Genomic DNA, 22,551 nt, shown 5'->3' with positions numbered 1-22,551 from the left:
ACAGTAAGAAAGTAGGGTGGAAGCGGTCAGTCCGGCTTCACGGAAGAGACAAGACGCTTGGCTTCGGTGTGCAACTGCTGCAGGTCGACCTCGGCCTCGCGTTCTGATGTGATCCTGTCCGCTCCGCGCCGCTGCGCATCGAATGCTGCGTAGCGCTCCGCGATGATCAACTCCATCTGCTGACTTGAGATGCGGCCCGGACCGTTGAGCACAGCGCGTTCGTTGAAGTCGAGGAAACGGTCGGTCTGCGTGATCCAGTCGTCCATCCGCATTTCGATGCGACGCTCGGCACGGTCTTCTGCGAAGTCGAGGAACATGGTGACCAGCCGGTTCAGCTGATCGAGTTCCCTCTGTGTCAGGTAGTTCTTTGACACGACCGCGTCGGACTTGCGGAGCTTGTCGCCGGACCAGTTTGTCAGGCCCATGTGAGGCACGTCGGGATCGGCGCGCTCGACAATCAGCTGCGCAGCGGTGCGGCCGGTAATGGCGAAGACCAGCTTGTTCTGGATGGTGGCGAAGAACGTCTTGGCTGTTGCTGCCGTGCCGTCGTAATCGCTGCTGCTGGCTTTGAACAGATCACGCAGCGTCTGGTAGAACCGCTTCTCCGAACTTCGGATGTCGCGGATGCGGAGCAGCAGTTCTTTGAAGTAGTCCGCGCGCTCGGCGTCCTTGAGTCGTTCGTCGTTGAGCAGGAAGCCTTTTACCAGGTACTGCGACAGGCCCTCCGCTGCCCAACGGCGAAACTGCGCGCCTCGTGGTGATCGCACGCGGAACCCCACCGCCATGATGAGTTCAAGCCGATAGGTCTTCACGGTACGCCGCACCTCGCGGCTCCCTTCCTGTCGAACCTGTAAGTATTCCTTACACGTTGCCGACTCTTCAATCTCAGCGTCATCGTAGACTGACTGGATGTGCTGGGTGATGTTCTGGGGCGTGGTTTGGAACAAGGCCGCCATTTCTGCCTGCGTCAGCCAGACCGTACCTTCCGCGGCGCGCAGATGAACCTCCGTCCGACCGTCATCGGTGCGGTACAGAATCAGCTCGCCATGGTTGTCGGTCATGCGATCACCCTCCAGCTCCGGTCAGAACCTGTCAGCGGGCGCCGACGCTTGGTCGGCCCCCACCTTACGCCGAACAATCAATGGCGGAAGTGACGCACGCCGGTAAACACCATCGCCAGGCCGTGTTCGTCAGCCGCGGCGATCACCTCGGCGTCGCGCATCGAACCACCCGGCTGGATCACCGCCTTGATCCCGGCCGCCGCAGCGGCGTCGATGCCGTCGCGGAACGGGAAGAACGCGTCGGACGCCATCACCGAACCTTCGACCACCAGGTTCGCGTCGGCGGCCTTGATGCCGGCGATGCGGGCCGAGTACACGCGGCTCATCTGGCCGGCGCCGACGCCGATGGTGCGGTTGTCCTTGGCATAGACGATCGCGTTGGACTTGACGAACTTGGCCACGCTCCAGGCGAACAGCAGGTCGGTGAACTGCTTCTCGGTCGGGGCCAGCTTGCTGACCACGGTCAGTTCGTCACGGCGCATGCCACGGTTGTCCGCGCTCTGCACCAGCAGGCCCGAGCCAATGCGCTTGGTGTCGTAATTGTTGCGGCCTTCGCCGTGCGGAATGCGCAGCACGCGCACGTTGGCCTTCTTCGTGGCGTACTCCAGCGCAGCCGGTTCGTAGTCCGGGGCGATCAGCACTTCCACGAACTGGCGGTCCAGGATCACCTTGGCCGTGGCGGCGTCGAGCGGCTTGTTGAAGGCGATGATGCCGCCGAAGGCGCTGGTCGGGTCGGTGGCGTACGCCAATTCGTAGGCATCGCCGTTGCCGGCGCCCACGGCCACGCCACACGGGTTGGCATGCTTGACGATCACACAGGCCGGCGCGTCGAACTGGCGCACGCATTCCCATGCGGCATCGGCATCGGCCAGGTTGTTGTAGCTCAGTTCCTTGCCCTGCAGCTGCTGGAACGTGGCCAGCGTGCCGGCGACCGGCGACAGGTCGCGGTAGAACGCGCCGGCCTGGTGCGGGTTCTCGCCGTAGCGCAGGTCCATGACCTTCACGAAGCTGGAATTCATCTGCGCCGGGAACTCGGTCCGCAATGGCACGGCCGCATCGGTGGCGGTTACCGCCGACAGGTAGTTGCTGATCGCCGCGTCGTACTGCGCCACGCGGTTGAACGCGGCCACCGACAGCGCGAAGCGCTTGGCGGCCGACAGACTGCCGTCATTGGCATCCAGCTCGGCAAGCAATTCGGCGTACTGCGACGGATCGGTGGCCACTGCAACACGGGCGAAGTTCTTCGCCGCCGAACGCAACATGGCCGGGCCGCCGATGTCGATGTTTTCCACCGCATCGGCCAGCGTGCAGTCCGCGTTGGCGGTGACGCGCTCGAACGGGTACAGGTTCAGCACCAGCAGGTCGATCGCCGCGATGCCATGTTCGGCCATCACCGCCTCATCCTGGCCGGCACGGCCAAGCAGGCCGCCGTGCACCAGCGGGTGAAGGGTCTTGACCCGGCCATCCATCATTTCCGGGAAGCCGGTGACGTCGGCCACGTCCTTGACCGGCAGGCCGGCGTCGCGGATTGCCTTGGCGGTACCGCCAGTGGAAAGCAGCTCGACGTTGCGCGCGGCGAGGGCGCGGGCCAGGTCGATCAGACCGGTCTTGTCGGAAACGGAAAGCAGGGCCCGGCGCACGGGCAGCAGATCGGAACTCATGGGGGCAGGAGATCGAAGCGGAGCGGGCCCATATTGTAGGCCGTCCCGCACCCCCACCGGGGCCTCAGGTGGCGATGCCGTACTCTTTCAGCTTCTTGCGCAGGGTGGCACGGTGGATGCCCAGCATCGACGCCGCGCGGCTCTGGTTGCCTTCGCAGTGGTTGAGCACTTCCACGAACAGCGGGATTTCCATTTCACGCAGGACGATCTCGTACACGTCATCCGCATCGCAGCCGTCCAGGTCGCGCAGGTAACGCCGGACCGACTGGGCCACGTGTTCGCGCAGCGGCGGCTTCGGCGCGCCACGACTATTGTCAGGACGAGAAAGGACAGCGTTCAAGAAGGATCCCGGTGCGAAGCCAGGGCGGACCACAACCCTGGCGGAGAATTTGGAGGGGGCCAGTCTAGCGCGTGCGTGGCCGTGCCGCCACGCTCGTTGGCAGGACGCCGGGTTACAGGAACTCGAAGGTGAATGCGACGGTGGACGCCGCCGGTTCGCGCACCCGGAACGCTATCTGCGCGCTCTGGCCCGGTTCCAGTACGGAAGCGGCATCGGCCGTAGGGTCCAGGTAGTCGTGCGGCGCGAACACGCGGGTACCGATCACGCGGCCATCGGCGTCGGACAGCGACAGCCGCAGCGATGGCCAGGCCTGTGCCCAGCGGGCATCGTTACGGAAACTGGCCTGCACCTGCAGCGCGCCGGGCTGGCCGGGCACCGGCCGCACATCGCGGCTGATCATGCTGAAGGCGGCCGGTTCCTGCCAGGCCGGCAGGCTGCAGCGCAGCACGCTGCACAGCCCGGCAATCCACGGCCGGCTTCCAGCATCGGCGGCCAGTCGCGCGCGGTCGGCGACGGCGATCTGCAGCGACAGCAGCACGACCAGGCCACCGACCAGCGCCCACTGCCAACGCGGCGTGGGCGCTGCACGTTCGGGGGCGCGCATGAAACTGGGTGCGGGCGTGGCAGCAACGTTGGGCGCGATGGCCTCCGCCGCCGCGACCGGAGCGGGGTCGATATCCGCTTCGGTCTGCTCGATGTCCTCCACATACGCCTCGGCAACAACGGGACTGTCCTCGTTGTTGTCCACCTCGCTGTCCGGGGCGACCGCGTCGACCGCCTCGGGCGTGGGTTCAGTGGACGCACGCAGGAACGTGGCCAGGGGACGTCGCGGTGGCGGAGTCGGTTCGCTCATCGGGTCATTCAAGCACGGCGCACGCCGGTGATGCGCATCCAGTCGTCGTCGCGCGCCACTTCAAGCTGCTCGAACCAGGGCGCATACCGCACCAGCAGTTCGTCTTCCTGCCCATGCAGGATGCCCGACAGCGCGATGCGGCCGCCGGGTGCCACGCGTGCGGCCAGCACATCGGCCAGCGCATCCAGCGCCGAGGCCAGGATATTGGCTACCACCACCGGGTAGGTGGCCTGCGGTTCGTCGGCCGGCAGGTAGACCTGCATGCGGTCGTGCAGCGCGTTGCGCTCGGCGTTGTCGCCCGTGGCGAGTACCGCCTGCGGGTCGTTGTCCACGCCCACGGCCCTGGCCGCGCCGAGCTTGAGCGCAGCCAGCGCCAGGATGCCCGAGCCGCAGCCGAAATCCAGTACCGTCTGCCCGGCCAACGCGCCTTCGGCGGCCAGCCCGTCCAGCCAGCGCAGGCACAGCGAGGTGGTGGGGTGGGTGCCCGAACCGAACGCCAGGCCCGGGTCCAGCCTTACCACGGCAGCGTCAGTGGCTTGCGCAGCCTCGGGCAGTTCGTGGTTCCACGGCACGATCCAGGTGCGGTCGCCGAAGGCCATCGGCTGGAACTGGTCCAGCCAGGCGCGTTCCCAATCCTCGTCCTGCACTGCGCGGAAGCTGACATCGCTCCATGCCAGGCCCGGGTCGAACGCCTCCAGCGCGGCCAGCAGCGCCAGGGCATTGGAATCGGCGGGGAACAGGGCGCTGAGCACCAGGTCATTCCACAACGGGGTTTCGCCCACGCCCGGTTCCAGGATGGCGCGCTCGTTGCTGGTGTCGGCATCGGCGTCGAGCAGGGTCACCGCCAGCGCGCCCACGTCGTCCAGCGCATTCTCATAGCGCGGCTGGGTGGCTTCGGTGCAGTGGAGGGTGAGTTCCAGAAACGGCATGGGCGATAAGGACCTGCGGAAAACGGTGAATGCTAGACGATTGCGGACGGTCGCGGCGACGACCGTCTCAGACGATGGTGAGAAACGACGCGACGGCCTGTTCAGACAACAGGGTACGCCATTGCTAAACTCCGCATCCTGCCGTCTGTCTCCTTTGAACCGGTTCCGCCGAATGGCCCTCGCGCCCACGCTCAAAACCTGGCTGCTGGTGGTACCGGCCCTGGCGTTGCTGGGGGTGGTGGGCTACCGCGCGGGCGGCCGCGCGCTGCAGGCCGACCATGCATCGGCTGCCGTGAGTGAGCTGCAGGTCGGCACGGGGTCGGCTGCGCCGCTGCAGGCCCAGCAGTTGGCGCGCCAGTTGCTGGCCAGCGAGCGCAGCACGGCGGTGCCGTCGGGATTGCCGCTGGACATCCGCGCCGATATCGAGGGCGACACCGACCTGTTCGCCTACGCCCAGCGCCTGCGCCTGCAGGCCGCCAACGGCAATGCCGAGGCAGGCTGGATGGTCAGCCGCGTGTATGACTACTGCGCGATCTATGCGATGGACCCGGGCGGTTACCAGCTCGACAACAACGTGCTTACCGGGCTGGGCATGAACGCATCTTCGCCGATGGTGCAGGCACGCGAGCGTGTAGCGCGCCGTTGCGCGGGATTCGTCTCCAGCGACGGCCTTGGCCGCTCGTTGATTGTCACCCAGCGCGTGCTGGCTGCGCGCGCAGGCAACCTGGCGGCCGAGGCGGCGCTGTTTGCCGATGGCCAGCCATTGAAAGACACCCCCGAGTACCGCCGTGGCCTGGTGGAGCGGGTGATGGATTCGCGTGATCCAGAAGCGTACATGGCCATTTCCACCGCCATGGGCCAGCGCGCCAGTGGCGACGGCGCCCTGCAGGGCCTGGTGGCCGGCGACCAGTTCAGTGAACTGGCCTGGCGCCTGGCGGCGTGCGAGCTGGGCATGGCCTGCGGGCCGGACAGTGTATTGATGAACAATTTCTGCGCGAACGGAGGGATCTGTTCGCAGGACGGTGGGCAGGACTTCGCCACTTTTGTGTATGACGCTGCGGTTTCGCGGCAAGGTGCGGGGAAAATGAAAACGTTGGTTGAGCAGTTGATCAAGCGGAGTGACCGGTCATGAATTACCGTCGATTCCTGCATGGTGCCAAGTTCTGGTTCTGGGTGGCATTGTTCGTGGCCTACTCGGCCGGTGCCGTGGGCCTGGTCATGATCGACACCTACGATGACCGCTACCGGAAGTTGTCGAAGGTGACCCTGACCTCGGTGAAGGCACACGAAGACGTGCGCCGCGCCGGTGCCAGCCAGGTGGCTGCGGTGTACCGCGCGCAGAGCGGCATGCCCTTCGCTTCGTTGCCGGCGGGCAGTACGTTCCAGGTGGTCTGGCCGGACGGCTCGACCGAAACCATGGTGATCGTCGACCCGACGTCGTCGCTGGGCGTGGCGCCGGTCAAGGACACCCAGATCACGGCCGCCGACGCCAGCCGCTGATGCAGGGCCTTGGCACCCCGCTGCGGGGCCTGGGTCGCATCAGCGATTGTCCACGCCTATCAGAGATGCGATCCCGGTAGGGATATTCGCTTGGACAGAAAGGCGTAGCTTCGATCTCATCGGGCTCGCCTTCTGAACGAGCCCTCCATGCCCACCACCGCAGTCGATCACCGGCATGCCGCCGGTCGCTTCCACGCCCGCAGTCCTGTCACCGGTCCGCAGCCGCAGCCGGTGGACCCCACCGTCATCCGTCGCGTTGAAACACCCATGCAGGCCCTGGCGGCGGTGCTGACGGTGACCAATGCCGCGAGGCTGCCACTGAGCACCGCGCGGCCGCTGCCAGCGCACGCAGCTCCCAGCGCACGCCCGGCCAACTGCATCCCGGTGCCTGTCTCGCCGAGCCTGCCGGGCGTGCTGCATGGCGTCGCGGGCTTGTTGCGCAGCCCGGTGACCGAGCTGTTCAGCGACACCCGCACCGCGTGGCTACGGCACGAAGGAGTACGGTGTGCGCCGCCGTTGGGCACGGGCATGCGCGCGCTGCTGCAGGTGGGGGATGCGCTCTCCACCCTGGCCGAAGCTGCCATGCTGGGCGGGCGCAGCGTGCTGGGCATGCAGGAGGCGGCGGTCGTACTCGATATGGGCGCCGATGTGCTCGACCATCAACCACTCGATCGGAGCGAGCTGACCGACGCGGTGATGGTGCTGGGCGGCATGCATGGACTCGAACCCGGCGCACCCGCAGGACCGGAAGCCGAGGAGCCGGTGCCAGCCGCCGCCGCGTCGCGTGGCTCTGGCGAAAGTGACACCCCGCCGGTTGCGCCTCGGCGGCCGGGCATGACGATCCGCCAGACCACCGCCGACCTGCACCACGGCCGCGTCCAGGTGCGGTTTGAGGGTGCCGAACGGGATCTCAGCATCAGTGAGGGGCGGCTGCAGGTGCTGACCGATCATGGCACCGTCGATGTGATCTTCGATACCGGCGACTGGCAATGGAAACGCGCACCGGCCACACGGCCGGCAACGTCCAGCGTGCACCGCGCGGACAGCTCCATTGCGGTGTTCGACCACCTGGCCGGGCGGGTGCATCAGCAGGCGCCAATCGAGCATGCCCGGCTGCGCCTGGACCTGCTTGGACCCGATGGCATCCTGTACTACAACGATCCGGCCGCGCAGCTTGCAGGCAACGCCGTGTGCGTGGATGGGCGCTACTACGCCGCCACGCTGACCGATGGACTGGGCCTGCGCATCGGCGCGCTGGAACTGGTCAAGCGCGACGGCGTCTACCAGCTGCGCGAGGAAGCCCCCAAGCCTGTCCGCACGCTGCGCTGTCGCCGGGCACCGGGCGACGTCTGCGCCGCGCTGCCACCCGAGTTCTCGCCGGAACTGTCCCGCCAGCTGGAGACCCATCACGGGCAGGCGCTGGGCGAGCACCAGGCGCGCCGACGGGGCATCGTGCCCGATGTGGGCCGGCCAGGCTGGTACATGAGCCGCCAAGGCAACCGGCTGCGCCACTACCTGCGTTTCAACGACCGCTACTTCCGCGTGCGCCTGCGCCAGGTGGACGAGCACACCCAGCGGATTTCGGTGTACCTGCCACGCGGCGCCGGTGCCGGCCGCCTGCATCGCCGAAATCACCCGGCGCACCGCATTGTCGACATCCGCCAGGCGATTCCGGCGCAGGAGCATCGCTTCATGACCCAGGCCGAGTTCAACGTGGAATATCGCGGCATGCCCAGCCTGGAAGCGGCGCAGGTGTATGAAAGCGCCGTGGCGCAGAACGCGCGGCTGCGGTTGAGCCAGCTGCAGCGCGCCGCCATCCGCAGCTACCTCACCTGGCGCCGCCGCTCCATGGACGATTTCCTGCAATACGGCAGCCTGCAGCCTGTGTTCCGCGATTCGGAGCAGGCGGTGGCGCGCATCAACCGCGCCCTGGCGCGCATTCCGCCGCACGCCGGCCGGGTGTACACGGCGCTGGCGCTGGATGCCGCGCAGTTCGCCGGCCTGCAGGAAGGGCAGACGCTGTACAGCCGCACATTCCTGGTGGCCAGCGGTGACCGTGGGCGTGCGGTGCATGCCGCCGCTGCAGCCAACAGCAACAGCGTGCGGGGCGCCACCACCCTGGTGACCCTTGCCATGCGCCAGCATGCCCATCCCACCGGCCTGCTCTCGCTGCAGGACGAAGCGCAGGTCATGATCGGCAACAACGTGCTGTTCAAGGTCATCGCCAAGGCACCCGGCGAGCTGCACCTGGAAGAGCTGGGCGCCGCACGGCAGGCCATGGGTACCCTCGGCGCGCAGCCGCTGCTGGCCATCCCGCTGCGCGATTGAGCACCGCGCGCTGCCCGGGTAGCGCCGACCGTTGGTCGGCCCATGTAGAGCAGGATCACCCGGCAACAGTGAGTCACCCATGACGCAATAAAGCAGAAAGGCGGGCAATGCCCGCCTCCCTGTTCAATCCACCACCGAACGGATCAGGTCAATGCAATCGACTTGTTCTTGCGCTCGGCCAGCCGCTTCTCCAGGTAATGGATGTTCTGCCCACCGGCCTGGAAGCCCTTGTCCCGCATGATGCGCTGCTGCAGCGCCACGTTGGTCTTGATCCCGTCCACCACCATTTCGCTCAGCGCCACGCGCATGCGCGCGATGGCCGTTTCGCGATCCGGCCCGTGCACGATCAGCTTGCCGATCATCGAGTCGTAGTTCGACGGCACGCGGTAGCCGGCATAGATGTGCGTATCCACGCGCACACCCGGACCGCCAGGCGGATGGAACGCGGTGATCAGGCCCGGGCTCGGCACGAAGGTTTCGGCATCTTCAGCGTTGATGCGGCATTCGATCGCATGGCCGGTGAGCACCACATCGCTCTGCTTGATGCTGAGCTTGTGGCCGGCGGCGATCTTCAGCTGCTCCACCACCAGGTCGATGCCGGTCACCATTTCGGTTACCGGGTGCTCCACCTGGATGCGGGTGTTCATTTCGATGAAGTAGAAGCGGCCGTCTTCGTAGAGGAACTCGAAGGTGCCCGCGCCGCGGTAACCGATGCGCACGCAGGCTTCGGTGCAGACCTTGCCGATCTCTTCGCGCTGTTCGGCGCTGATGCCCGGTGCCGGCGCTTCTTCCACCACCTTCTGGTGGCGGCGCTGCATGGAGCAGTCGCGCTCACCGAGGTGGATGGCGTTGCCCTGGCCATCGGCCAGCACCTGGATTTCCACGTGGCGCGGATTCTCCAGGAACTTCTCCATGTAGACCTCACCATTGCCGAACGCGGCCTTGGCCTCGCTCTTGGTGGTTTCAATGGAGGTCTTCAGCGATGCCTCGGCATGCACCACGCGCATGCCGCGACCGCCGCCGCCACCGGCCGCCTTGATGATGACCGGGTAGCCGATCTCACGGGCGATCTTGGTGTTGGCCACGATGTCTTCGCCCAGCGGGCCGCCCGAACCCGGCACGCACGGCACGCCGGCGGCCTTCATCGCGCGGATCGCTTCGACCTTGTCACCCATCATGCGGATGGTGTCGGCCTTGGGGCCGATGAAGATGAAGCCGGATTCTTCGACGCGCTCGGCGAAGTCGGCGTTTTCCGACAGGAAACCGTAACCCGGGTGGATGGCCTGGGCATCGGTGACTTCCGCCGCCGCGATCAGCGCCGGAATGTTGAGGTAGCTCTGCGGCGACGGCGCCGGACCAATGCAGACCGACTCGTCTGCCATGGCCACGTGCTTGAGGTTGCGGTCGACCGTGGAATGCACGGCCACCGTGCGGATGCCCAGGGTATGGCACGCGCGCAGGATGCGCAGCGCGATCTCCCCTCGGTTGGCAATAACGACTTTGTCGAGCATGGACGGATCCTTAGCCGATCACGAACAGCGGCTGGTCAAATTCGACCGGAAGGCCGTTTTCAGCCAGGATGGCCACGATGGTGCCGGAAGCATCGGCTTCGATCGGGTTGAACATCTTCATCGCTTCGATGATCGCCAGCGTTTCGCCGGCCTTGACCTGCTGGCCAATGGTGACGAAGGCCGGCTTGTCCGGTGCGGACGAGGTGTAGAACGTGCCGACCATCGGCGAGCGCAGCACGTGGCCATCCGGCAGCGCCGGGCCCGGCTTGGCGGTACCGCCGGTGGAGGCTTCGGTCGGCGACTGCATCGGCATCGCCTGGGCGGCCGGCTGGGCCGGGGCCGGGGCCATCATCATCTGCGGCTGGGCCGGCACCATGCCGTAGCCCGACACCGGGGCGCGCGACAGGCGGACGGATTCTTCGCCTTCCTTGATTTCGATTTCGGCAAGGTTCGACTCTTCCAACAGGTCGATCAGCTTCTTGATTTTGCGGAGATCCATAGGGGCCTCTGGTGTTTGATGTCAGTGTGGTGGGAAGCGCGGAGCGCTCGGGTCAATGGGGTTTCAGGCGGCGGCCAGCCGCACCAGCGCCGCGTCCATCGCGTAGCGGTAGCTGTCGGCGCCAAAGCCGCAGATCACGCCTACCGCCTTGTCGCTGAAGTAGCTGTGCTGGCGGAACGGTTCGCGGGCGTGCGGGTTGGACAGGTGGATTTCGATGAACGGCACATCCACCGCCGCCAGCGCATCGCGCAGGGCGACCGAGGTGTGGGTGAACGCAGCCGGATTGATCAGGATGAAGGTGGTACCGTCGGTACGGGCGGCCTGCACCCTGTCCACCAGCACGTGCTCGGCGTTGGACTGCAGGCTTTCCACCGCGTGCCCGGCGCCCTGCGCCTGAGCCAGCAGGGCCTGGTCGATCTGCGCCAGCGTGGTGTGCCCATACACCCCCGGCTCGCGCGTACCGAGCAGGTTGAGGTTGGGGCCATGCAGGACCAGCAGTTTCGCCATGGGAGCCAGAGAACAGGAAAGGGCGGAGTCTGGCGGAACCGGTGGATCGTGTCCAGTTCGGCGAAGTTACGGGCGTTTCAAGCGATCGTTTGAATTTGTGGTCCACCGCTTGTGCCGCAGGGGATGTCGCATCTCGACCGTCGCTGAACCGTCCGCCATGGTCGGCTGAACCCGAGGAGAGCTACGATGAAATGGAGTGCAGTGCTGGTGTCGTGCTTGATGGCTGCCGGCGCAGCCCGCGCCCGCCCGGCGGAGCCGGTGGAGCTGCTGACGTCGGTGCCGCCCACCTGCGTGGCGGAGCGGTTCGGCGGGCGTCACCAAGCCGCAATTGATGGTGAGGATGTGCTGAAGGAATTGAAGGCCGCACGCGACACCCTCAACCAGCCCGATGACATCCGCCTCATGCTGGTCATGTCGGGCTCGGACCGGGACAAATTGAGCCGACTTACAAATTCCAAAGCGGCCGCCTTCCACGGATCAAAGGTGAAGCTGCTTCCCTTGCTCGACGGGTACTACGTTGGATGGCTCAGTGGGCTGCTCGCACAAAGCAACCCGAAACTGGGCTCAGTCAACATCGGCGTGCTCAGCGATGCATTCGACATCCTTGGTCGCAGACCCAAAGTGCTGGACTATGCCATTGGCGGCGCGCTCAATCCTGTGACGCAGGGCGGCCTGGCGTTCGAAGCGTCGGTGTTCGACCACGCCCAGGCGATAGTACGCGCCGAGCATGCGCGCTATTCCGACTGCTTCGCCGCGCGCACTCCGACGCAGTGGGCTTGATGACCTTGGCATGGTCGACTGGTACGAACAGGCCAAGGCATGTGGCGAGTGGCGCGGGATAGGTTGAAGGCGCCGTTTGGCGGCGCCTTCAATGCTTACGGCGCCGCAGGCTTGCTCTTGCCGCTCCACGATTTGCTGATGATCATCCACTTGCCGTCGATCTTCGCCAGCGCGAGGTAGTCCACGCCATCCCAACGCGGGTAATCGAGCATCACCTTCACCTGCGCGCCGGTCTCGGTGACATCCAGGATCTCGTAGCGGCGGTGGCGCTTGTCTTCGTCGTCGGCGGGTTTGCCGGGGAAGCCCTTGGCCCACTCTTCGGCGCTTATCTGGGACAGGGCCTTGGTGACGGGTGAGTAGCCCACCACCACGCCGTCCTTGTTCAGCACCTGCAGGATCAATGTCGGGTCGCCGGCTTCGAAGCCCCGCATCATCGTCTGCATGACCTGGTCCACTGCCTCACGGTCCGTGGTCTGCGCCATCACGGCGGTGGGGGTCAGGACGAGGGCGGCGGACAGGCAAAGGGATCGGAACATGGTGTTCATGGCTTTCCTGGGTATGAGTGGTGTGTCTGGGCAATCGCACTCGGCGATCAGTTGGTCGCCGCGACGGGCTTCTGCGGCTGTGCGGCCTGCATGCGCAGGACTTCGACTACGGCCTCGGCGACGGGCTTTGCAGAGGCGTAGTTCTGGCCCGTGACCACGCGGCCGTCGGTCTGGATGTAGGGCGCTTCGCTGTCGATGGCACTGAACAGGCCGCCGCGCGCTTTGACGGTCTGGCCCATCAGGAACGGGAACTGCTGGAAGTAGGCCGCGTCCTGCTGCTCGTGCTGCTCGGGGAACCCGGTGATGCGCTTGCCGGCCAGCAGGTTCTGGCCGCTGGCCAAGGTGAGGTTCACGATGCCGGCCGTGCCGTGGCAGACCGCCGACACCACCCCCCCGTTGCGCTCATACACGTGCATGGCGATGCGCTGCAGGGCGGTGTTGTCCGGCACGCCGTACATGGCATTGCTGCCACCGACGTAGTACACGGCGCGGTAGCGGGCGGGATCGATCTGGGCCGGGGTGGCGGTGTTGCGCAGGCCGGTCATGATGCGCGGGTCCTCCAGGCGTGCTTTCACCTCATCGCCGACATAGGCGTCCAGGAACGGGACGGCGCCGCCGTCGGGCGAGACGAAGTCCACCGCATAGCCGGCGGCATGGAAGGTGTCCCATGCGTGCACGACCTCGCCGAAGCTGACGCTGGCGGGCAGGCTGGAGGTCCCGTGGACCTTGCTGCTGGACACGATGAAAAGAACGCGCTGTTGATCGGCACCGCGCGGGTCGGCGGACGCGTCGGCCAGGCAGACCCCGCCGGTGAAGTTGCAGAACAGCAGAAGCAGCAGGGAGAGGAGGTAGCGGGAAGTGAGCATGGGCGCTGGCTCGCAGGGAGGAGCCGCTACGCTAGCCAATCGCTTTCAGATCAATATCTTGAAACCATTTCCCGGAGTGCTGGAATCCATTTCAGGAGACGGTTGCGGCCGCGCGGAACGCCGCCGGGGTGATCCCCTCGTGCTTTTTGAAGGCGCTGTGGAAGGTGGACATCGACTGGAAACCGGCCTGTTCGGCCACCAGCTCCAGCGGTCTGGGCGGCAGCTGGCGCAGGAGCACCTTGGCCTCCAGCACCCGCAGCTGGGCCAGGTACTGCTTGAACGAGGTCTGGTTGTTGTCGTTGAGGAGCTGCGACAGCCGGGTCTGTGGCATGCCCAGCCGTCGGGCCAATCGGGGCAGGGTAAGACCAGGGTCCAGGTGCAGCCGTTCCTTCGCCATCAGCTCGGCAAGGGCCTGCAACTGCATGGTGGCCTCCGGCTCGGCAATGCGGCGGTCCTGGTAGGGTTCCACCGTGGCCTGGCCGGCGCGCTGGCGCAGGTACACCACCACGCTCGATGCCAGCACGAAAGTGAAGGACAGTGCGCCGACGATGTAGGAGGTGTATCCAGCGGTGAAGTACGCAATCCAGATGACCCACACCCCCGCCAGTGCGCCCAGCAGCAGCGGACCGGTCGGCGCGCCTGCCAACCGGGTGCGATGGCGGAACAGCTGGACGGATGCAAGCAGCAGGTAGCCGAGCCAGACGTAGTTGATGCCGGGAGTGATGACATGGCGCCATAGCGCGGGATGCCCGGTGTAGGGCAGGAACACATTCACCCCGACGGCGAGGATGACCAGCCCGGCGATATGCCAGCGGTCCAGCAGGCTCGGTCCGGATGTGTCGCTCTGGCATGACCGCACCAGGAAAAACAGGCACGGACCGATCATGAAGCAGGCGGTCAGGCCGAACTGCAGGACGATCCTCGGAATATCAGGCCAGAAATGGAAGGCAACCGATTTGCCAGTGCGCACGCCGACCGCCAGGATCAGCAGCGACAGCCAGCGCAGCGCGGGCTTTCCCCTCGCACGCCACCACAGGAACGCGGCCAGTCCGATGCCATTGAAGGCGCCGAGCATGGCAAAGAAGAACAGCAGGTGCTGGCTCAACATGATCGATCCATCGAAAACCCGGCCCTTGGTCAGGTGTGCCTCCATGGTAAGGGGGCAACGCGGGGGCCATTCTTGCATGGGCAGCCCCTATGCCGGTCCGCTCCTGCGTAACGTGAACCTGCGTACCCACCTGCCGGACGGCACCTGCGTGTAGAGACGGCCGCCGGGCACCGAGAGGGCCACGTCGGTCCCCCGCGTAGGCCGGGACAGGACCCGCAGGGTGCCCCCGATGCGCGCGGCGCGCTCGTGCATGCCCTGCAGACCCCAGTGCCCTTCCCGCGCGGCACCTTCGGTCATGCCGCGGCCGTTGTCGCGCACGTGCAGGCGGAAGCGGCCGCCGAAGTTCAGCTCGACCTCGATGTCGGTCGCGTCCGAATGCGCCAGGGCGTTCCGGATCGCTTCGCGCCCGATGAGGAAGATCTCCTCAGCGGTGGTGTGCCTGAGTTCGGGCGGCTCGCCTTTGACCGCCATCCGCAGGCGCATGCCGGCAGGGTTCGCTTCTTCGTTGTAGACAGCGGTCAGCGCCGCGGCGAGGTCGCCGCCGCTGCCGTCGCCGCGCAGCGACAACACACGTTCGCGCCCCTCCCGGAGGCTGTCCTCGGCAGCCTGCATGGCCGACTCCAGGCGCGCCTGCGCTTCGCCAGGCAGCATAGGCATTGCGCTGATCGCGTGCAGCCGCAACAACAGGCCCTGTCCGCCCTGCAGCAGGGTGTCGTGCAGGTCACGGGCAATGCGCTCACGTTCCTCCAGCCGCTCTTCGTAGCGCGCTTTGACCAGGGCGGTGATGTGGCGGCCCCGCACGCGCGCGGCCGCAGCGACGAGCACCACCACCGCGATCAACAACAGCCCGCGGAACCAGAACGTCTGCGTCAGCAGCGGCTCGATCCGGAAGGCACGCGTGGTTGGGGTGCTCCCCCATACGCCGTCTTCGTTGGCAGCCAGCACCTCGAAGGTGTAGCTGTCCGGGCCAAGGTTGGTGTAGTACGCCGTGGTGGTGCTGCCGGCATCGCGCCAGCCGGGGTCCACACCGGAAAGTCGGTACCGGTAGCGGTTGCGTTCCGGGCGGGCCAGCGACTGCGCGACGAAGTCGATCTGCAGCTGGGTGATGCCCGCGGGAACCACGGTGCCGTCGCGCAGGGGCAGGGTTTCATCGCCGAAGTGCACATCGCCGATGCGCGCGCTGGGGGCGGCGCGCGTGCGGTGGAGGCGGGTGGTATCCAGCCACGCCAGGCCCTGGTTGGTTGCAAGCCACAGCAGTCCATCCTTCGAGAGTTGCGCGGTGGGAATCGGGCCGCTCTGCAGCGCGATACCGGGCATGCCATCGACGTCATCGAACAGCCTCGGCGAGACGGCGTTTCCGGTGCGCGCGCTGGCGATCGCATCGGCAAGATCCAGGCGCACCAGGCCGCGCCCGCCGTTCAACCACACCTGCTGGTCCGGGTCGATGACGATGCCGGTAATGCCTTCCAGCACGCCGGGAATGTCGGCGGTTACCGCGCTGAACGTACCTCCGTTGCTGCTGATGCTGAAGCCCTTCTCGCCGGCAACCAGCAGCAGGTGCTCGTGGGCAAGCATGGCGGTGACCGGCCCTGCATCGAGGCCGCGGGTCGAGCCGATGCGGTGCACCCCGGTGGCATCGCGCAGGACCAGCTCGCCGCTCGCATAGCCGAACAGCAGGCCCTGCGCGCTGCCCGGTGCAATGACGGTGCAGCCGGGCAGGGTGATGCGCGCGTCCTCCGTCCACAAGCCGCGCAGGTAATGCACGACGCGGTTCTCGCCCACGCAGGCCCAGGCTTCTTCGGCGCCCGGAAAATGCAGTGCCTGCGGTTGCAGGCCGCGTGCAGTGCCGGGGAACTGCATTACCTCCAGCGCCGTTCCCCTGCGCCGGGCGAGGCTGGTCCATTCGAACTGCCACAGCGGGCGGGTGTCCTTCAATGCCGCGCGCTGCAGACCGGCCCGATCCAGGCCAAGACCGTGGCGGTCGAGGTCATACGGCACCATGTCTTCGCCATACCCGAACAGCGCGCCGTCCGCATTCCTCGCCAGGATGCGGTAAGGATCGTTGGGCCCTTCCGTGAGAGTGCGCACGCTCTGCGCGCGGAAGCGGTTGAGGCCGAGGTTGGTACCCACCCACACGTTGCCCTCGCGATCCTCGAAGACCGGCACGGCCGAGGTGGAGGTCAGCCCCTGCGGAACATCGAAGCGCTCCATGCGCACCGCGTGCTTGCCGTCGAACAGCACCCGCAGGATGCCGCCGCCCCCGCGCATGGGCGCCCACATGGCGCCGTCCGAGGTGAAATGCAGGCGGCTGGCCAGCACGTCCGGAAGCAGGCGGGCCTGCCGTTCAGCGGCGGGGAGCAGGCCGTTGGCATCGGCGATAGGCACCGCACCGCGGCGCCGGTCGGCCAGCCAGATCTCGCCCGACGGGCTTTCGGCCAGCGTCGCCATCAAGGACACCTCGATGCCGGTGGGGACGAACGCAGCGCCGCCCTTGGGAATGAACCACACCTTCTGGCCGACCAGCGCCCAGAACCGGCCCCGCGAATCGTTGAGCAGCCAGTGCGCGTGGCGCTCGGGCAGGCCCATGGATGCGGGCGGTTTCTCCCAGCGCGTGCCGTTGAACCGGCGCAGGCCTTCGTCAACCGCTGCCCAGAGCACGCCGTTGCTGTCGTATGCAAACCCCGACACCACGCCCGGCGGCACCCCTTCATTTCGCTGGTAAGAGCGCAGGGTGCCGTCGCTGCCCAGATGGGCGATGCCGGCGTGGTAATACCCCAACCACAGGCCACCGCTCCTGTCGCCCAGCAGGGTCACCAGGTTGAGCGAGGGCTGCGCAGCACCGGCGTTCGTCTGCTGGCGTACGTACCGGTGCCCATCGAAGCTGTACAGCCCGGAGCCTGTCGCCAGCCACAGCGTGCCGTTGGGGTCCTGCTGGATGTCCCAGATATCGCCCGGTGCGCCCTGGCCGGCCCGCCACGCGGTGTGGTGGTAGCCGGTAAACCCGGTGCCGGGCGACGGATGCTGTTGCGCAAGACCCGGCGGAGCCAGGCTGAAAAGAACAACCAGCAGCAGCGCACGCATGGCGTGGCCGGGGAACGAAGACAACAGGGGCATGCGGTGAACTACGGGGCCGGGGCAGGGGCCCGCTGCGGTGACAACCGCAGCGGGACGCGCCGGAGCTTATCACCCGGCGCTGGGCGGCACCGGCGTGCTGAGCAGCTGCTGCTCCCACAGGTAGGCGATGCCACTGCCGGCGGCGTGCTGCTTGAATACCTCGGTCACTTCGGCCACGTGATCCAGCCGTGCCCAGTCGCGCTGCCATTCGCCAGCCAGGGCCATCCAGGTCATCACGTTGGCGCCGGCAGCGATCATGCGCTGGATGGCAACCTGGTGCGCTTCCACCGATACCGCGCCACATGCATCGGTAATGACGGTGACATCCCAGCCCTCGCCGAGCGCCTGGATGACCGGCATCGCTACGCAGATCTCGGTCCACAGACCCGCGATGATCAGCTGCTTGCGGCCGGTAGCCTTGACCGCATCCACCACCGCCTTGTCCTGCCAGGTGTTGATCAGGGTGCGGTCGATGACCTGCTGGTCTGGAAACACATCGGTGATGTGCGGGAAGATCAGCCCGCCGCGTTCGGCGATCACGCTGGTGAGGATGGTGGGAACGCGGTAAGCCTTGGCGGTCTTGGCCAAGGCCGTGGCACTGTTCACCACGGCATGCGGGTCGTGGCTGTTGAGGTTGGCCAGCTGGTAGGGCTGGTGGTCGATGAGCACGAGGACGGAATCTTCGGGGCGAAGCAGCGAGTCGAGGCCATTGCGGAAGGTCATGGGTTCATCCTGTGTGGGTGGGGCAGAGCAAGCCCAAACCTTGTCATTCCCCTCCATGAGGCGGTAGCCGCGTTCCGTGCCAAGCTGTGTCGCGGAAAGTGGAACGCGCGTTGGGCCATTGCTGTGTCAGGCTGGTGGGCGAACCCGGGAGGAACGGCGTGGATATCGAAGACCTGCGGACATTCGTGGAAGTGGCCAGCGCCGGTGGCGTGTCACCGGCGGCGCGTCGACTCGGCGTGGCCAAGTCGATCGTCAGCCGACGGCTTGGGCGCCTCGAAGACGAGCTGGGCGTGCAACTGCTGGCGCGGACCACGCGCGGTGCATCGCTGACCGAGGCCGGTGCCACGTTCCGTATCCACGCGGCCAAGGCCTGCGCGGAGATCGATGCGGCGCGCGATGCCATCCTGCCCAGTGGCGACCTGCGCGGGCGGCTGCGCGTTGCAGCGCCGCTGACCTTTGGTCCCACCCACTTCGCACCGGTCTTCGCGGACCTGGCACGGCGACATCCCCAGCTGCACGTGCATGCTACTTACAGCGATCGCTTCGTCGATCTGGTGGGAGAAGGCTATGACTGTGCGATCCGCGTGGGGTATCTGCAGGATTCCAACCTGATCGCGCGCTGCGTCGGGCCGCTCCACGGCGGCCTGGTCGCCAGCCCGGGCTATGTCACCGCGAACGGCTCCCCGCAGTCGCCGGACCAGCTGGCCGACCACGAGGCGCTGATGCAGGGCACCGAAGCGTGGCAGTTCATGGACGGCGACAGCGTGGTGACGGTGCATCCGCGTGGTCGCTTCAAGGCCGACAACGGTACCGCGCTGCTTGCCGCCGCCCTGGCCGGCCTCGGCATCGCGTGGCTGCCCGATGGCATCACCCGTGAGCACCTGGATGCGGGTGCGCTGGTGCCGGTCATGCCGCGCCATCCGCCACCGCCGGCCGGCATCTATGTCGTCAGGCCGCCGGGCCAGCACCCGTCATTGAAGGTGCGGGCGCTCACCGAGCTGCTGATCGCGTGTTTCGATCTGGCGCCTCTGCCAGTGAAGCATTCGCGGTAGTGCCTCAGGCTGGCCGCGTCCGGGGCCATCATCTGCGCTGTTTGATCGCGTGCCCGGCGGGAAAGAAGCGCCCGCCCAGCCCCAACGCCACGCGGACCAGCAGCACCAGCACGGGTACTTCGACCAGTGGCCCGATGACGGCGGCAAAGGCCACCGGGGAGGCAAGCCCAAAAGCAGCGATGGCAACGGCGATGGCCAGTTCAAAGTTGTTACCGGCGGCAGTGAAGGCTATGGCCGTGGTACGCGGATAATCCCTTGCGATGAGCCGCCCCATGAAGAAGCTGAGGCCGAACTGGATGATGAAATAGAGCGTGAGCGGAATGGCGATGCGCACCGCATCGAACGGAAGGCGCAGCACGTCGGCGCCCTTCAGGCTGAACATCGCCACGATGGTCAGCAGCAGTGCAACCAGCGTGATCGGGCTGATCGCCGGCAGGAAGCGCTCTTCGTACCAGCGTTCACCCCTGGCGGCTCGCAGCCAGCGACGGGTGAGGTAGCCGGCGAGGAATGGAACGCCCAGGTAGATCAGCACCGCTTCGGCGATGGTCCACATGCTGACGTTGACCACGCTTCCCTGCAGGCCGAACACCGGCGGCAGCCAGGAAAGGAAGAACCAGGCGTACACGCTGAAAAACAGGATCTGGAAGATCGAGTTGAAGGCCACCAGCCCGGCCACGTACTGGTTGTCGCCGCGTGCAAGCTGGTTCCACACCAGCACCATGGCAATGCAGCGCGCCAACCCGATCAGGATAAGCCCGGTCATGTACTCGGGGGAATCGCGCAGGAAAAGCACCGCCAGGCCGAACATGAGGCACGGCCCCACGATCCAGTTCTGCAGCAGCGAGAGCGCCAGCACCCGTTTGTCGGCAAACACCTCTGGCAGCGCCTCGTACTTCACCTTGGCCAGCGGCGGATACATCATCAGGATCAGGCCGATGGCAATCGGTACGTTGGTCGTGCCGATCGACAGGCGGTTCAGCGCGGTGGGAACGTCGTGGAACAGTGCACCGAGGCCCACGCCCAACGCCATCGCGGAGAATATCCACAGCGTCAGATATCGATCGAGGAAGGACAGGCGGGAGGTCTCCATGCGCATGGAAGGGACTCAGCAGCAGCCAGGCCGCTCGGACGGCGTGTCGTCAGCGCAGCAGTTCTCGGTGAGGTAGCCGACCAAGGCGTTCATTGCAGTGAAGTTCGCCCGATAGCAGATGGACCGGCCCAGGTGTTCGGCGGTAATCAGCTTGGCGGCTGACAGTGCCTTCAAGTGGAAAGACAGCGTCGCGCCAGGCAGGTTGAGTGCCTGGGCGATATCGCCCGCCAGTTTGCCGCCCGTACCGGCCTGTACCAGGAGACGGTAGATGGACAGGCGGGTGGCATGGCTCAGGGCGGCGAGGGCCCGGGTTGCGCGCTTATGTTCCATAATTCTAGAATAATGGAAATAGTACGACACGACAAACCATGACTGACCTTCGCTGCTGCCGGCGTCGTCGTAACCGTTCTTGATCAGGAGGGCACATGAAGGCCGTCATCTACCACAACCCGAAATGCGGCACCTCGCGCAACACGCTGGCGTTGATCCGGCATGCGGGGATCGAACCTGAGGTGATCGAGTACCTGGTTGATCCGCCAAGCCGTGCGCGCCTGGTCGAACTGATCAATGCCGCCGGCGTTAACGTACGCGGCGCCATCCGCAAGAAAGAGAAGCGCTACCTGGAATTGGGGCTGGACGACGTTGCGCTCAGCGATGACGCATTGCTGGATGCGCTGATGGACAACTCGATCCTGATCGAGCGGCCGTGGGTGCAGACCGATCTGGGAACGCGCCTGTGTCGGCCTTCCGAGGTCGTCCTGGAAATTCTTCCGACCGTCACCATGCCCTTCGCCAAGGAAGACGGTGAGGTGGTGATCGATCAGGACGGCAAGCGGGTTTCCTGATCACCGCCGTAGTGCAGCCAGGGTCAGCCCTGTTGGAGCCGAGAACATGTTGTCCTTCAAGCAGATGGCATTGAACGCAGAGGTCATTGCGTTGCTTCAACGCGTCGGGTTGCCCACCGAAGACCTCGACCCGGTGTCCACCACGTTCTGCGGTATGTGGGAAGACGAAATGCTGTGCGGGGCCATCGCGATCGAGCCGTACCACGATGTCGGACTGCTGAGGTCGCTCGCGGTCAGCCCCGCGTTTCGAGGCCGCGGCCAGGGTGAGGTGCTGGTGGGCAAGGCGGAGGAGCTTGCCCGCCGCGTGGGCGTGGAGGAGCTTTATCTGCTTACGGTCTCTTCCAGCACCCTGTTCGAGCGCTGCGGCTTTGCCCACGTTGCACGGGACGATGTCCCCGTTTCGATTCGGGAAACCAGGCAGTTTTCGGGCCTGTGCCCGGCCACCTGCGCGGTCATGCGCAAGCGGATCTGATACGCATCGCCCGCCGCACGGCGGGCGATGGTCGCAGGCTGCGCTTACTTCGCCGCCAGCCGCTTCAGCAGTACGGCGGCGGTTTCAGCGGAGGACGCGGGGTTCTGGCCGGTGATCAGCAGGCCATCGCTGACCACGTACGAGCCCCAGTCCGGCCCCTTCGAGTAGTCACCGCCCAGCGCCTTGAGCGTGTCTTCGACCAGGAAGGGCACTACGTCGGTCAGCCCCACGCCGGCTTCCTCGCTGTTGGTGAAACCGGTGACCTTCCGGCCCTGCACCAGCGGGTTGCCGTTGGCGGCCTTGACGTGGCGAAGCACGCCCGGGGCGTGGCAGACCAGCGCGACCGGCTTTTCGGCGGCGATGAACGATTCGATCAGCGCGATGGACTGGCTGTCTTCGGCCAGGTCCCAAAGCGGCCCGTGGCCACCGGGATAGAACACGGTGTCGAAGTCGGCCTGCGAAACGCTGTCCAGGCGAACGGTGTTGGTCAGTTGTGCGTTCGCCGCCGCATCGGCCTCGAAGCGACGGGTGAGGTCGGTCTGGAAGTCGGGCTCGTTGCTCTTTGGATCCAGCGGCGGCTGCCCGCCGTTGGGCGAGGCCAGGGTGATGGTGGCGCCCGCGTCCTGGAACGCGTAGTAGGGCGCGGCGAGTTCTTCGAGCCAGAAGCCGGTCTTGCGACCGGTGTTGCCAAGCGTGTCGTGGGAGGTGAGGACGATCAATACCTTCATGGGGAACGGTTCCTGGTAGATGGAGGAGCACAGTAGACC

At 66.3% G+C, this 22,551-nt stretch carries 23 protein-coding genes; 7 read left to right on the top strand and 16 right to left on the bottom strand.

Annotation, left to right across the window (positions count from 1 at the left end; translation table 11 throughout):
- Positions 1 to 26 precede the first annotated feature (26 nt).
- From BAY15_RS17340 to prmA, 5 genes are all read right to left on the bottom strand, one after another.
- Entirely contained in the window at positions 27 to 1,061 is a 1,035-nt protein-coding gene (locus BAY15_RS17340; RefSeq protein ID WP_068854230.1) for a virulence RhuM family protein, read from the bottom strand.
- 77 nt (positions 1,062 to 1,138) lie between these two features.
- Positions 1,139 to 2,722 (bottom strand): bifunctional phosphoribosylaminoimidazolecarboxamide formyltransferase/IMP cyclohydrolase, encoded by a 1,584-nt coding sequence (purH, locus tag BAY15_RS17335; RefSeq protein WP_068854229.1) that lies wholly within the window; start codon positions 2,720 to 2,722, stop codon positions 1,139 to 1,141.
- A gap of 64 nt (positions 2,723 to 2,786) precedes the next feature.
- Positions 2,787 to 3,062: a DNA-binding transcriptional regulator Fis gene (fis, locus tag BAY15_RS17330; RefSeq protein WP_068854228.1), complete on the bottom strand. Its 276-nt coding sequence runs from the start codon at positions 3,060 to 3,062 to the stop codon at positions 2,787 to 2,789.
- A gap of 112 nt (positions 3,063 to 3,174) precedes the next feature.
- A complete protein-coding gene (locus BAY15_RS17325) occupies positions 3,175 to 3,915 on the bottom strand; it encodes a DUF3426 domain-containing protein (protein WP_068854227.1) in 741 nt (246 codons plus the stop codon).
- An 8-nt stretch (positions 3,916 to 3,923) separates the two neighbouring features.
- On the bottom strand, positions 3,924 to 4,844 hold the full coding sequence (prmA, locus tag BAY15_RS17320; protein WP_068854226.1) for a 50S ribosomal protein L11 methyltransferase: 921 nt from the start codon (positions 4,842 to 4,844) through the stop codon (positions 3,924 to 3,926).
- Positions 4,845 to 5,016: 172 nt separating this feature from the next.
- Between prmA and BAY15_RS17315 the strand changes: the two genes are divergently transcribed.
- The 3 genes from BAY15_RS17315 to BAY15_RS17305 all read left to right on the top strand — a co-directional run bounded on the left by BAY15_RS17315 (position 5,017) and on the right by BAY15_RS17305 (position 8,672).
- A complete protein-coding gene (locus BAY15_RS17315) occupies positions 5,017 to 5,976 on the top strand; it encodes a hypothetical protein (RefSeq protein ID WP_068854225.1) in 960 nt (319 codons plus the stop codon).
- Positions 5,973 to 6,344, top strand: a complete 372-nt coding sequence (locus tag BAY15_RS17310) for a hypothetical protein (RefSeq protein WP_068854224.1) — start codon at positions 5,973 to 5,975, stop codon at positions 6,342 to 6,344. Before BAY15_RS17315 ends, BAY15_RS17310 begins: the two co-directional genes overlap by 4 nt.
- Before the next feature lie 147 nt (positions 6,345 to 6,491).
- Positions 6,492 to 8,672, top strand: a complete 2,181-nt coding sequence (locus tag BAY15_RS17305) for a hypothetical protein (protein ID WP_068854223.1) — start codon at positions 6,492 to 6,494, stop codon at positions 8,670 to 8,672.
- Between the two features lie 143 nt (positions 8,673 to 8,815).
- On the opposite strand, the gene accC is transcribed toward BAY15_RS17305, so the two are convergent.
- The 3 genes from accC to aroQ all read right to left on the bottom strand — a co-directional run bounded on the left by accC (position 8,816) and on the right by aroQ (position 11,189).
- On the bottom strand, positions 8,816 to 10,183 hold the full coding sequence (accC, locus tag BAY15_RS17300) for an acetyl-CoA carboxylase biotin carboxylase subunit (protein ID WP_068854222.1): 1,368 nt from the start codon (positions 10,181 to 10,183) through the stop codon (positions 8,816 to 8,818).
- Between the two features lie 10 nt (positions 10,184 to 10,193).
- Complete coding sequence (gene accB, locus BAY15_RS17295; protein WP_068854221.1) at positions 10,194 to 10,682, bottom strand: acetyl-CoA carboxylase biotin carboxyl carrier protein; 489 nt, start codon at positions 10,680 to 10,682, stop codon at positions 10,194 to 10,196.
- Positions 10,683 to 10,745: 63 nt separating this feature from the next.
- Positions 10,746 to 11,189 carry a type II 3-dehydroquinate dehydratase gene (gene aroQ, locus BAY15_RS17290; RefSeq protein WP_068854220.1) on the bottom strand — a complete coding sequence of 148 codons (444 nt, stop codon included), beginning with the start codon at positions 11,187 to 11,189 and terminating at the stop codon, positions 10,746 to 10,748.
- 186 nt (positions 11,190 to 11,375) lie between these two features.
- On the opposite strand from aroQ, the gene BAY15_RS17285 reads away from it, so the two are divergent.
- Complete coding sequence (locus tag BAY15_RS17285) at positions 11,376 to 11,969, top strand: hypothetical protein (RefSeq protein ID WP_157771775.1); 594 nt, start codon at positions 11,376 to 11,378, stop codon at positions 11,967 to 11,969.
- 95 nt (positions 11,970 to 12,064) lie between these two features.
- Here BAY15_RS17285 and BAY15_RS17280 read toward each other — a convergent pair whose 3' ends face one another.
- The 5 genes from BAY15_RS17280 to BAY15_RS17260 all read right to left on the bottom strand — a co-directional run bounded on the left by BAY15_RS17280 (position 12,065) and on the right by BAY15_RS17260 (position 18,325).
- Entirely contained in the window at positions 12,065 to 12,505 is a 441-nt protein-coding gene (locus tag BAY15_RS17280) for a nuclear transport factor 2 family protein (protein WP_157771774.1), read from the bottom strand.
- A 56-nt stretch (positions 12,506 to 12,561) separates the two neighbouring features.
- Complete coding sequence (locus BAY15_RS17275; RefSeq protein WP_068854217.1) at positions 12,562 to 13,380, bottom strand: type 1 glutamine amidotransferase domain-containing protein; 819 nt, start codon at positions 13,378 to 13,380, stop codon at positions 12,562 to 12,564.
- 91 nt (positions 13,381 to 13,471) lie between these two features.
- Entirely contained in the window at positions 13,472 to 14,488 is a 1,017-nt protein-coding gene (locus BAY15_RS17270; protein WP_068854834.1) for an AraC family transcriptional regulator, read from the bottom strand.
- Between the two features lie 87 nt (positions 14,489 to 14,575).
- Complete coding sequence (locus tag BAY15_RS17265) at positions 14,576 to 17,602, bottom strand: sensor histidine kinase (RefSeq protein ID WP_068854216.1); 3,027 nt, start codon at positions 17,600 to 17,602, stop codon at positions 14,576 to 14,578.
- A gap of 69 nt (positions 17,603 to 17,671) precedes the next feature.
- A complete protein-coding gene (locus tag BAY15_RS17260; protein WP_068854215.1) occupies positions 17,672 to 18,325 on the bottom strand; it encodes a hydrolase in 654 nt (217 codons plus the stop codon).
- Between the two features lie 158 nt (positions 18,326 to 18,483).
- Between BAY15_RS17260 and BAY15_RS17255 the strand changes: the two genes are divergently transcribed.
- A complete protein-coding gene (locus tag BAY15_RS17255) occupies positions 18,484 to 19,377 on the top strand; it encodes a LysR family transcriptional regulator (protein ID WP_068854832.1) in 894 nt (297 codons plus the stop codon).
- Between the two features lie 28 nt (positions 19,378 to 19,405).
- Here the strand turns inward: BAY15_RS17255 and arsB are convergent, their stop codons facing one another.
- Positions 19,406 to 20,473, bottom strand: coding sequence for an ACR3 family arsenite efflux transporter (arsB, locus tag BAY15_RS17250; RefSeq protein ID WP_068854214.1), 1,068 nt, complete (start codon positions 20,471 to 20,473; stop codon positions 19,406 to 19,408).
- Between the two features lie 9 nt (positions 20,474 to 20,482).
- Positions 20,483 to 20,797: an ArsR/SmtB family transcription factor gene (locus BAY15_RS17245; RefSeq protein WP_068854213.1), complete on the bottom strand. Its 315-nt coding sequence runs from the start codon at positions 20,795 to 20,797 to the stop codon at positions 20,483 to 20,485.
- A gap of 95 nt (positions 20,798 to 20,892) precedes the next feature.
- On the opposite strand from BAY15_RS17245, the gene arsC reads away from it, so the two are divergent.
- The gene (arsC, locus tag BAY15_RS17240; RefSeq protein ID WP_068854212.1) at positions 20,893 to 21,312 is read left to right on the top strand and encodes an arsenate reductase (glutaredoxin); all 420 of its coding nucleotides are present in this window, start codon (positions 20,893 to 20,895) and stop codon (positions 21,310 to 21,312) included.
- A gap of 46 nt (positions 21,313 to 21,358) precedes the next feature.
- A complete protein-coding gene (arsN2, locus tag BAY15_RS17235) occupies positions 21,359 to 21,784 on the top strand; it encodes an arsenic resistance N-acetyltransferase ArsN2 (RefSeq protein ID WP_068854211.1) in 426 nt (141 codons plus the stop codon).
- 44 nt (positions 21,785 to 21,828) lie between these two features.
- Here arsN2 and BAY15_RS17230 read toward each other — a convergent pair whose 3' ends face one another.
- Entirely contained in the window at positions 21,829 to 22,512 is a 684-nt protein-coding gene (locus tag BAY15_RS17230; protein WP_068854210.1) for a type 1 glutamine amidotransferase domain-containing protein, read from the bottom strand.
- Between the last annotated feature and the right edge of the window lie 39 nt (positions 22,513 to 22,551).

The organism is Stenotrophomonas rhizophila, assembly GCF_001704155.1.
Taxonomy (GTDB): domain Bacteria; phylum Pseudomonadota; class Gammaproteobacteria; order Xanthomonadales; family Xanthomonadaceae; genus Stenotrophomonas; species Stenotrophomonas rhizophila_A.
Note: the sequence above shows the minus strand (reverse complement) of the source record. Positions and strands in the feature narration are given on the sequence as shown.

What these genes read in the sequence shown, in the direction of transcription:
- BAY15_RS17340 (WP_068854230.1), bottom strand. Translation starts at nt 1,061, where the DNA reads ATGACCGACAACCATGGCGAGCTGATTCTGTACCGCACCGATGACGGT.
- purH (WP_068854229.1), bottom strand. Translation starts at nt 2,722, where the DNA reads ATGAGTTCCGATCTGCTGCCCGTGCGCCGGGCCCTGCTTTCCGTTTCC.
- BAY15_RS17325 (WP_068854227.1), bottom strand. Translation starts at nt 3,915, where the DNA reads ATGAGCGAACCGACTCCGCCACCGCGACGTCCCCTGGCCACGTTCCTG.
- prmA (WP_068854226.1), bottom strand. Translation starts at nt 4,844, where the DNA reads ATGCCGTTTCTGGAACTCACCCTCCACTGCACCGAAGCCACCCAGCCG.
- BAY15_RS17315 (WP_068854225.1), top strand. Translation starts at nt 5,017, where the DNA reads ATGGCCCTCGCGCCCACGCTCAAAACCTGGCTGCTGGTGGTACCGGCC.
- BAY15_RS17310 (WP_068854224.1), top strand. Translation starts at nt 5,973, where the DNA reads ATGAATTACCGTCGATTCCTGCATGGTGCCAAGTTCTGGTTCTGGGTG.
- BAY15_RS17305 (WP_068854223.1), top strand. Translation starts at nt 6,492, where the DNA reads ATGCCCACCACCGCAGTCGATCACCGGCATGCCGCCGGTCGCTTCCAC.
- accC (WP_068854222.1), bottom strand. Translation starts at nt 10,183, where the DNA reads ATGCTCGACAAAGTCGTTATTGCCAACCGAGGGGAGATCGCGCTGCGC.
- accB (WP_068854221.1), bottom strand. Translation starts at nt 10,682, where the DNA reads ATGGATCTCCGCAAAATCAAGAAGCTGATCGACCTGTTGGAAGAGTCG.
- aroQ (WP_068854220.1), bottom strand. Translation starts at nt 11,189, where the DNA reads ATGGCGAAACTGCTGGTCCTGCATGGCCCCAACCTCAACCTGCTCGGT.
- BAY15_RS17285 (WP_157771775.1), top strand. Translation starts at nt 11,376, where the DNA reads ATGAAATGGAGTGCAGTGCTGGTGTCGTGCTTGATGGCTGCCGGCGCA.
- BAY15_RS17280 (WP_157771774.1), bottom strand. Translation starts at nt 12,505, where the DNA reads ATGTTCCGATCCCTTTGCCTGTCCGCCGCCCTCGTCCTGACCCCCACC.
- BAY15_RS17275 (WP_068854217.1), bottom strand. Translation starts at nt 13,380, where the DNA reads ATGCTCACTTCCCGCTACCTCCTCTCCCTGCTGCTTCTGCTGTTCTGC.
- BAY15_RS17270 (WP_068854834.1), bottom strand. Translation starts at nt 14,488, where the DNA reads ATGTTGAGCCAGCACCTGCTGTTCTTCTTTGCCATGCTCGGCGCCTTC.
- BAY15_RS17265 (WP_068854216.1), bottom strand. Translation starts at nt 17,602, where the DNA reads ATGCCCCTGTTGTCTTCGTTCCCCGGCCACGCCATGCGTGCGCTGCTG.
- BAY15_RS17260 (WP_068854215.1), bottom strand. Translation starts at nt 18,325, where the DNA reads ATGACCTTCCGCAATGGCCTCGACTCGCTGCTTCGCCCCGAAGATTCC.
- arsB (WP_068854214.1), bottom strand. Translation starts at nt 20,473, where the DNA reads ATGCGCATGGAGACCTCCCGCCTGTCCTTCCTCGATCGATATCTGACG.
- BAY15_RS17245 (WP_068854213.1), bottom strand. Translation starts at nt 20,797, where the DNA reads ATGGAACATAAGCGCGCAACCCGGGCCCTCGCCGCCCTGAGCCATGCC.
- arsC (WP_068854212.1), top strand. Translation starts at nt 20,893, where the DNA reads ATGAAGGCCGTCATCTACCACAACCCGAAATGCGGCACCTCGCGCAAC.
- arsN2 (WP_068854211.1), top strand. Translation starts at nt 21,359, where the DNA reads ATGTTGTCCTTCAAGCAGATGGCATTGAACGCAGAGGTCATTGCGTTG.
- BAY15_RS17230 (WP_068854210.1), bottom strand. Translation starts at nt 22,512, where the DNA reads ATGAAGGTATTGATCGTCCTCACCTCCCACGACACGCTTGGCAACACC.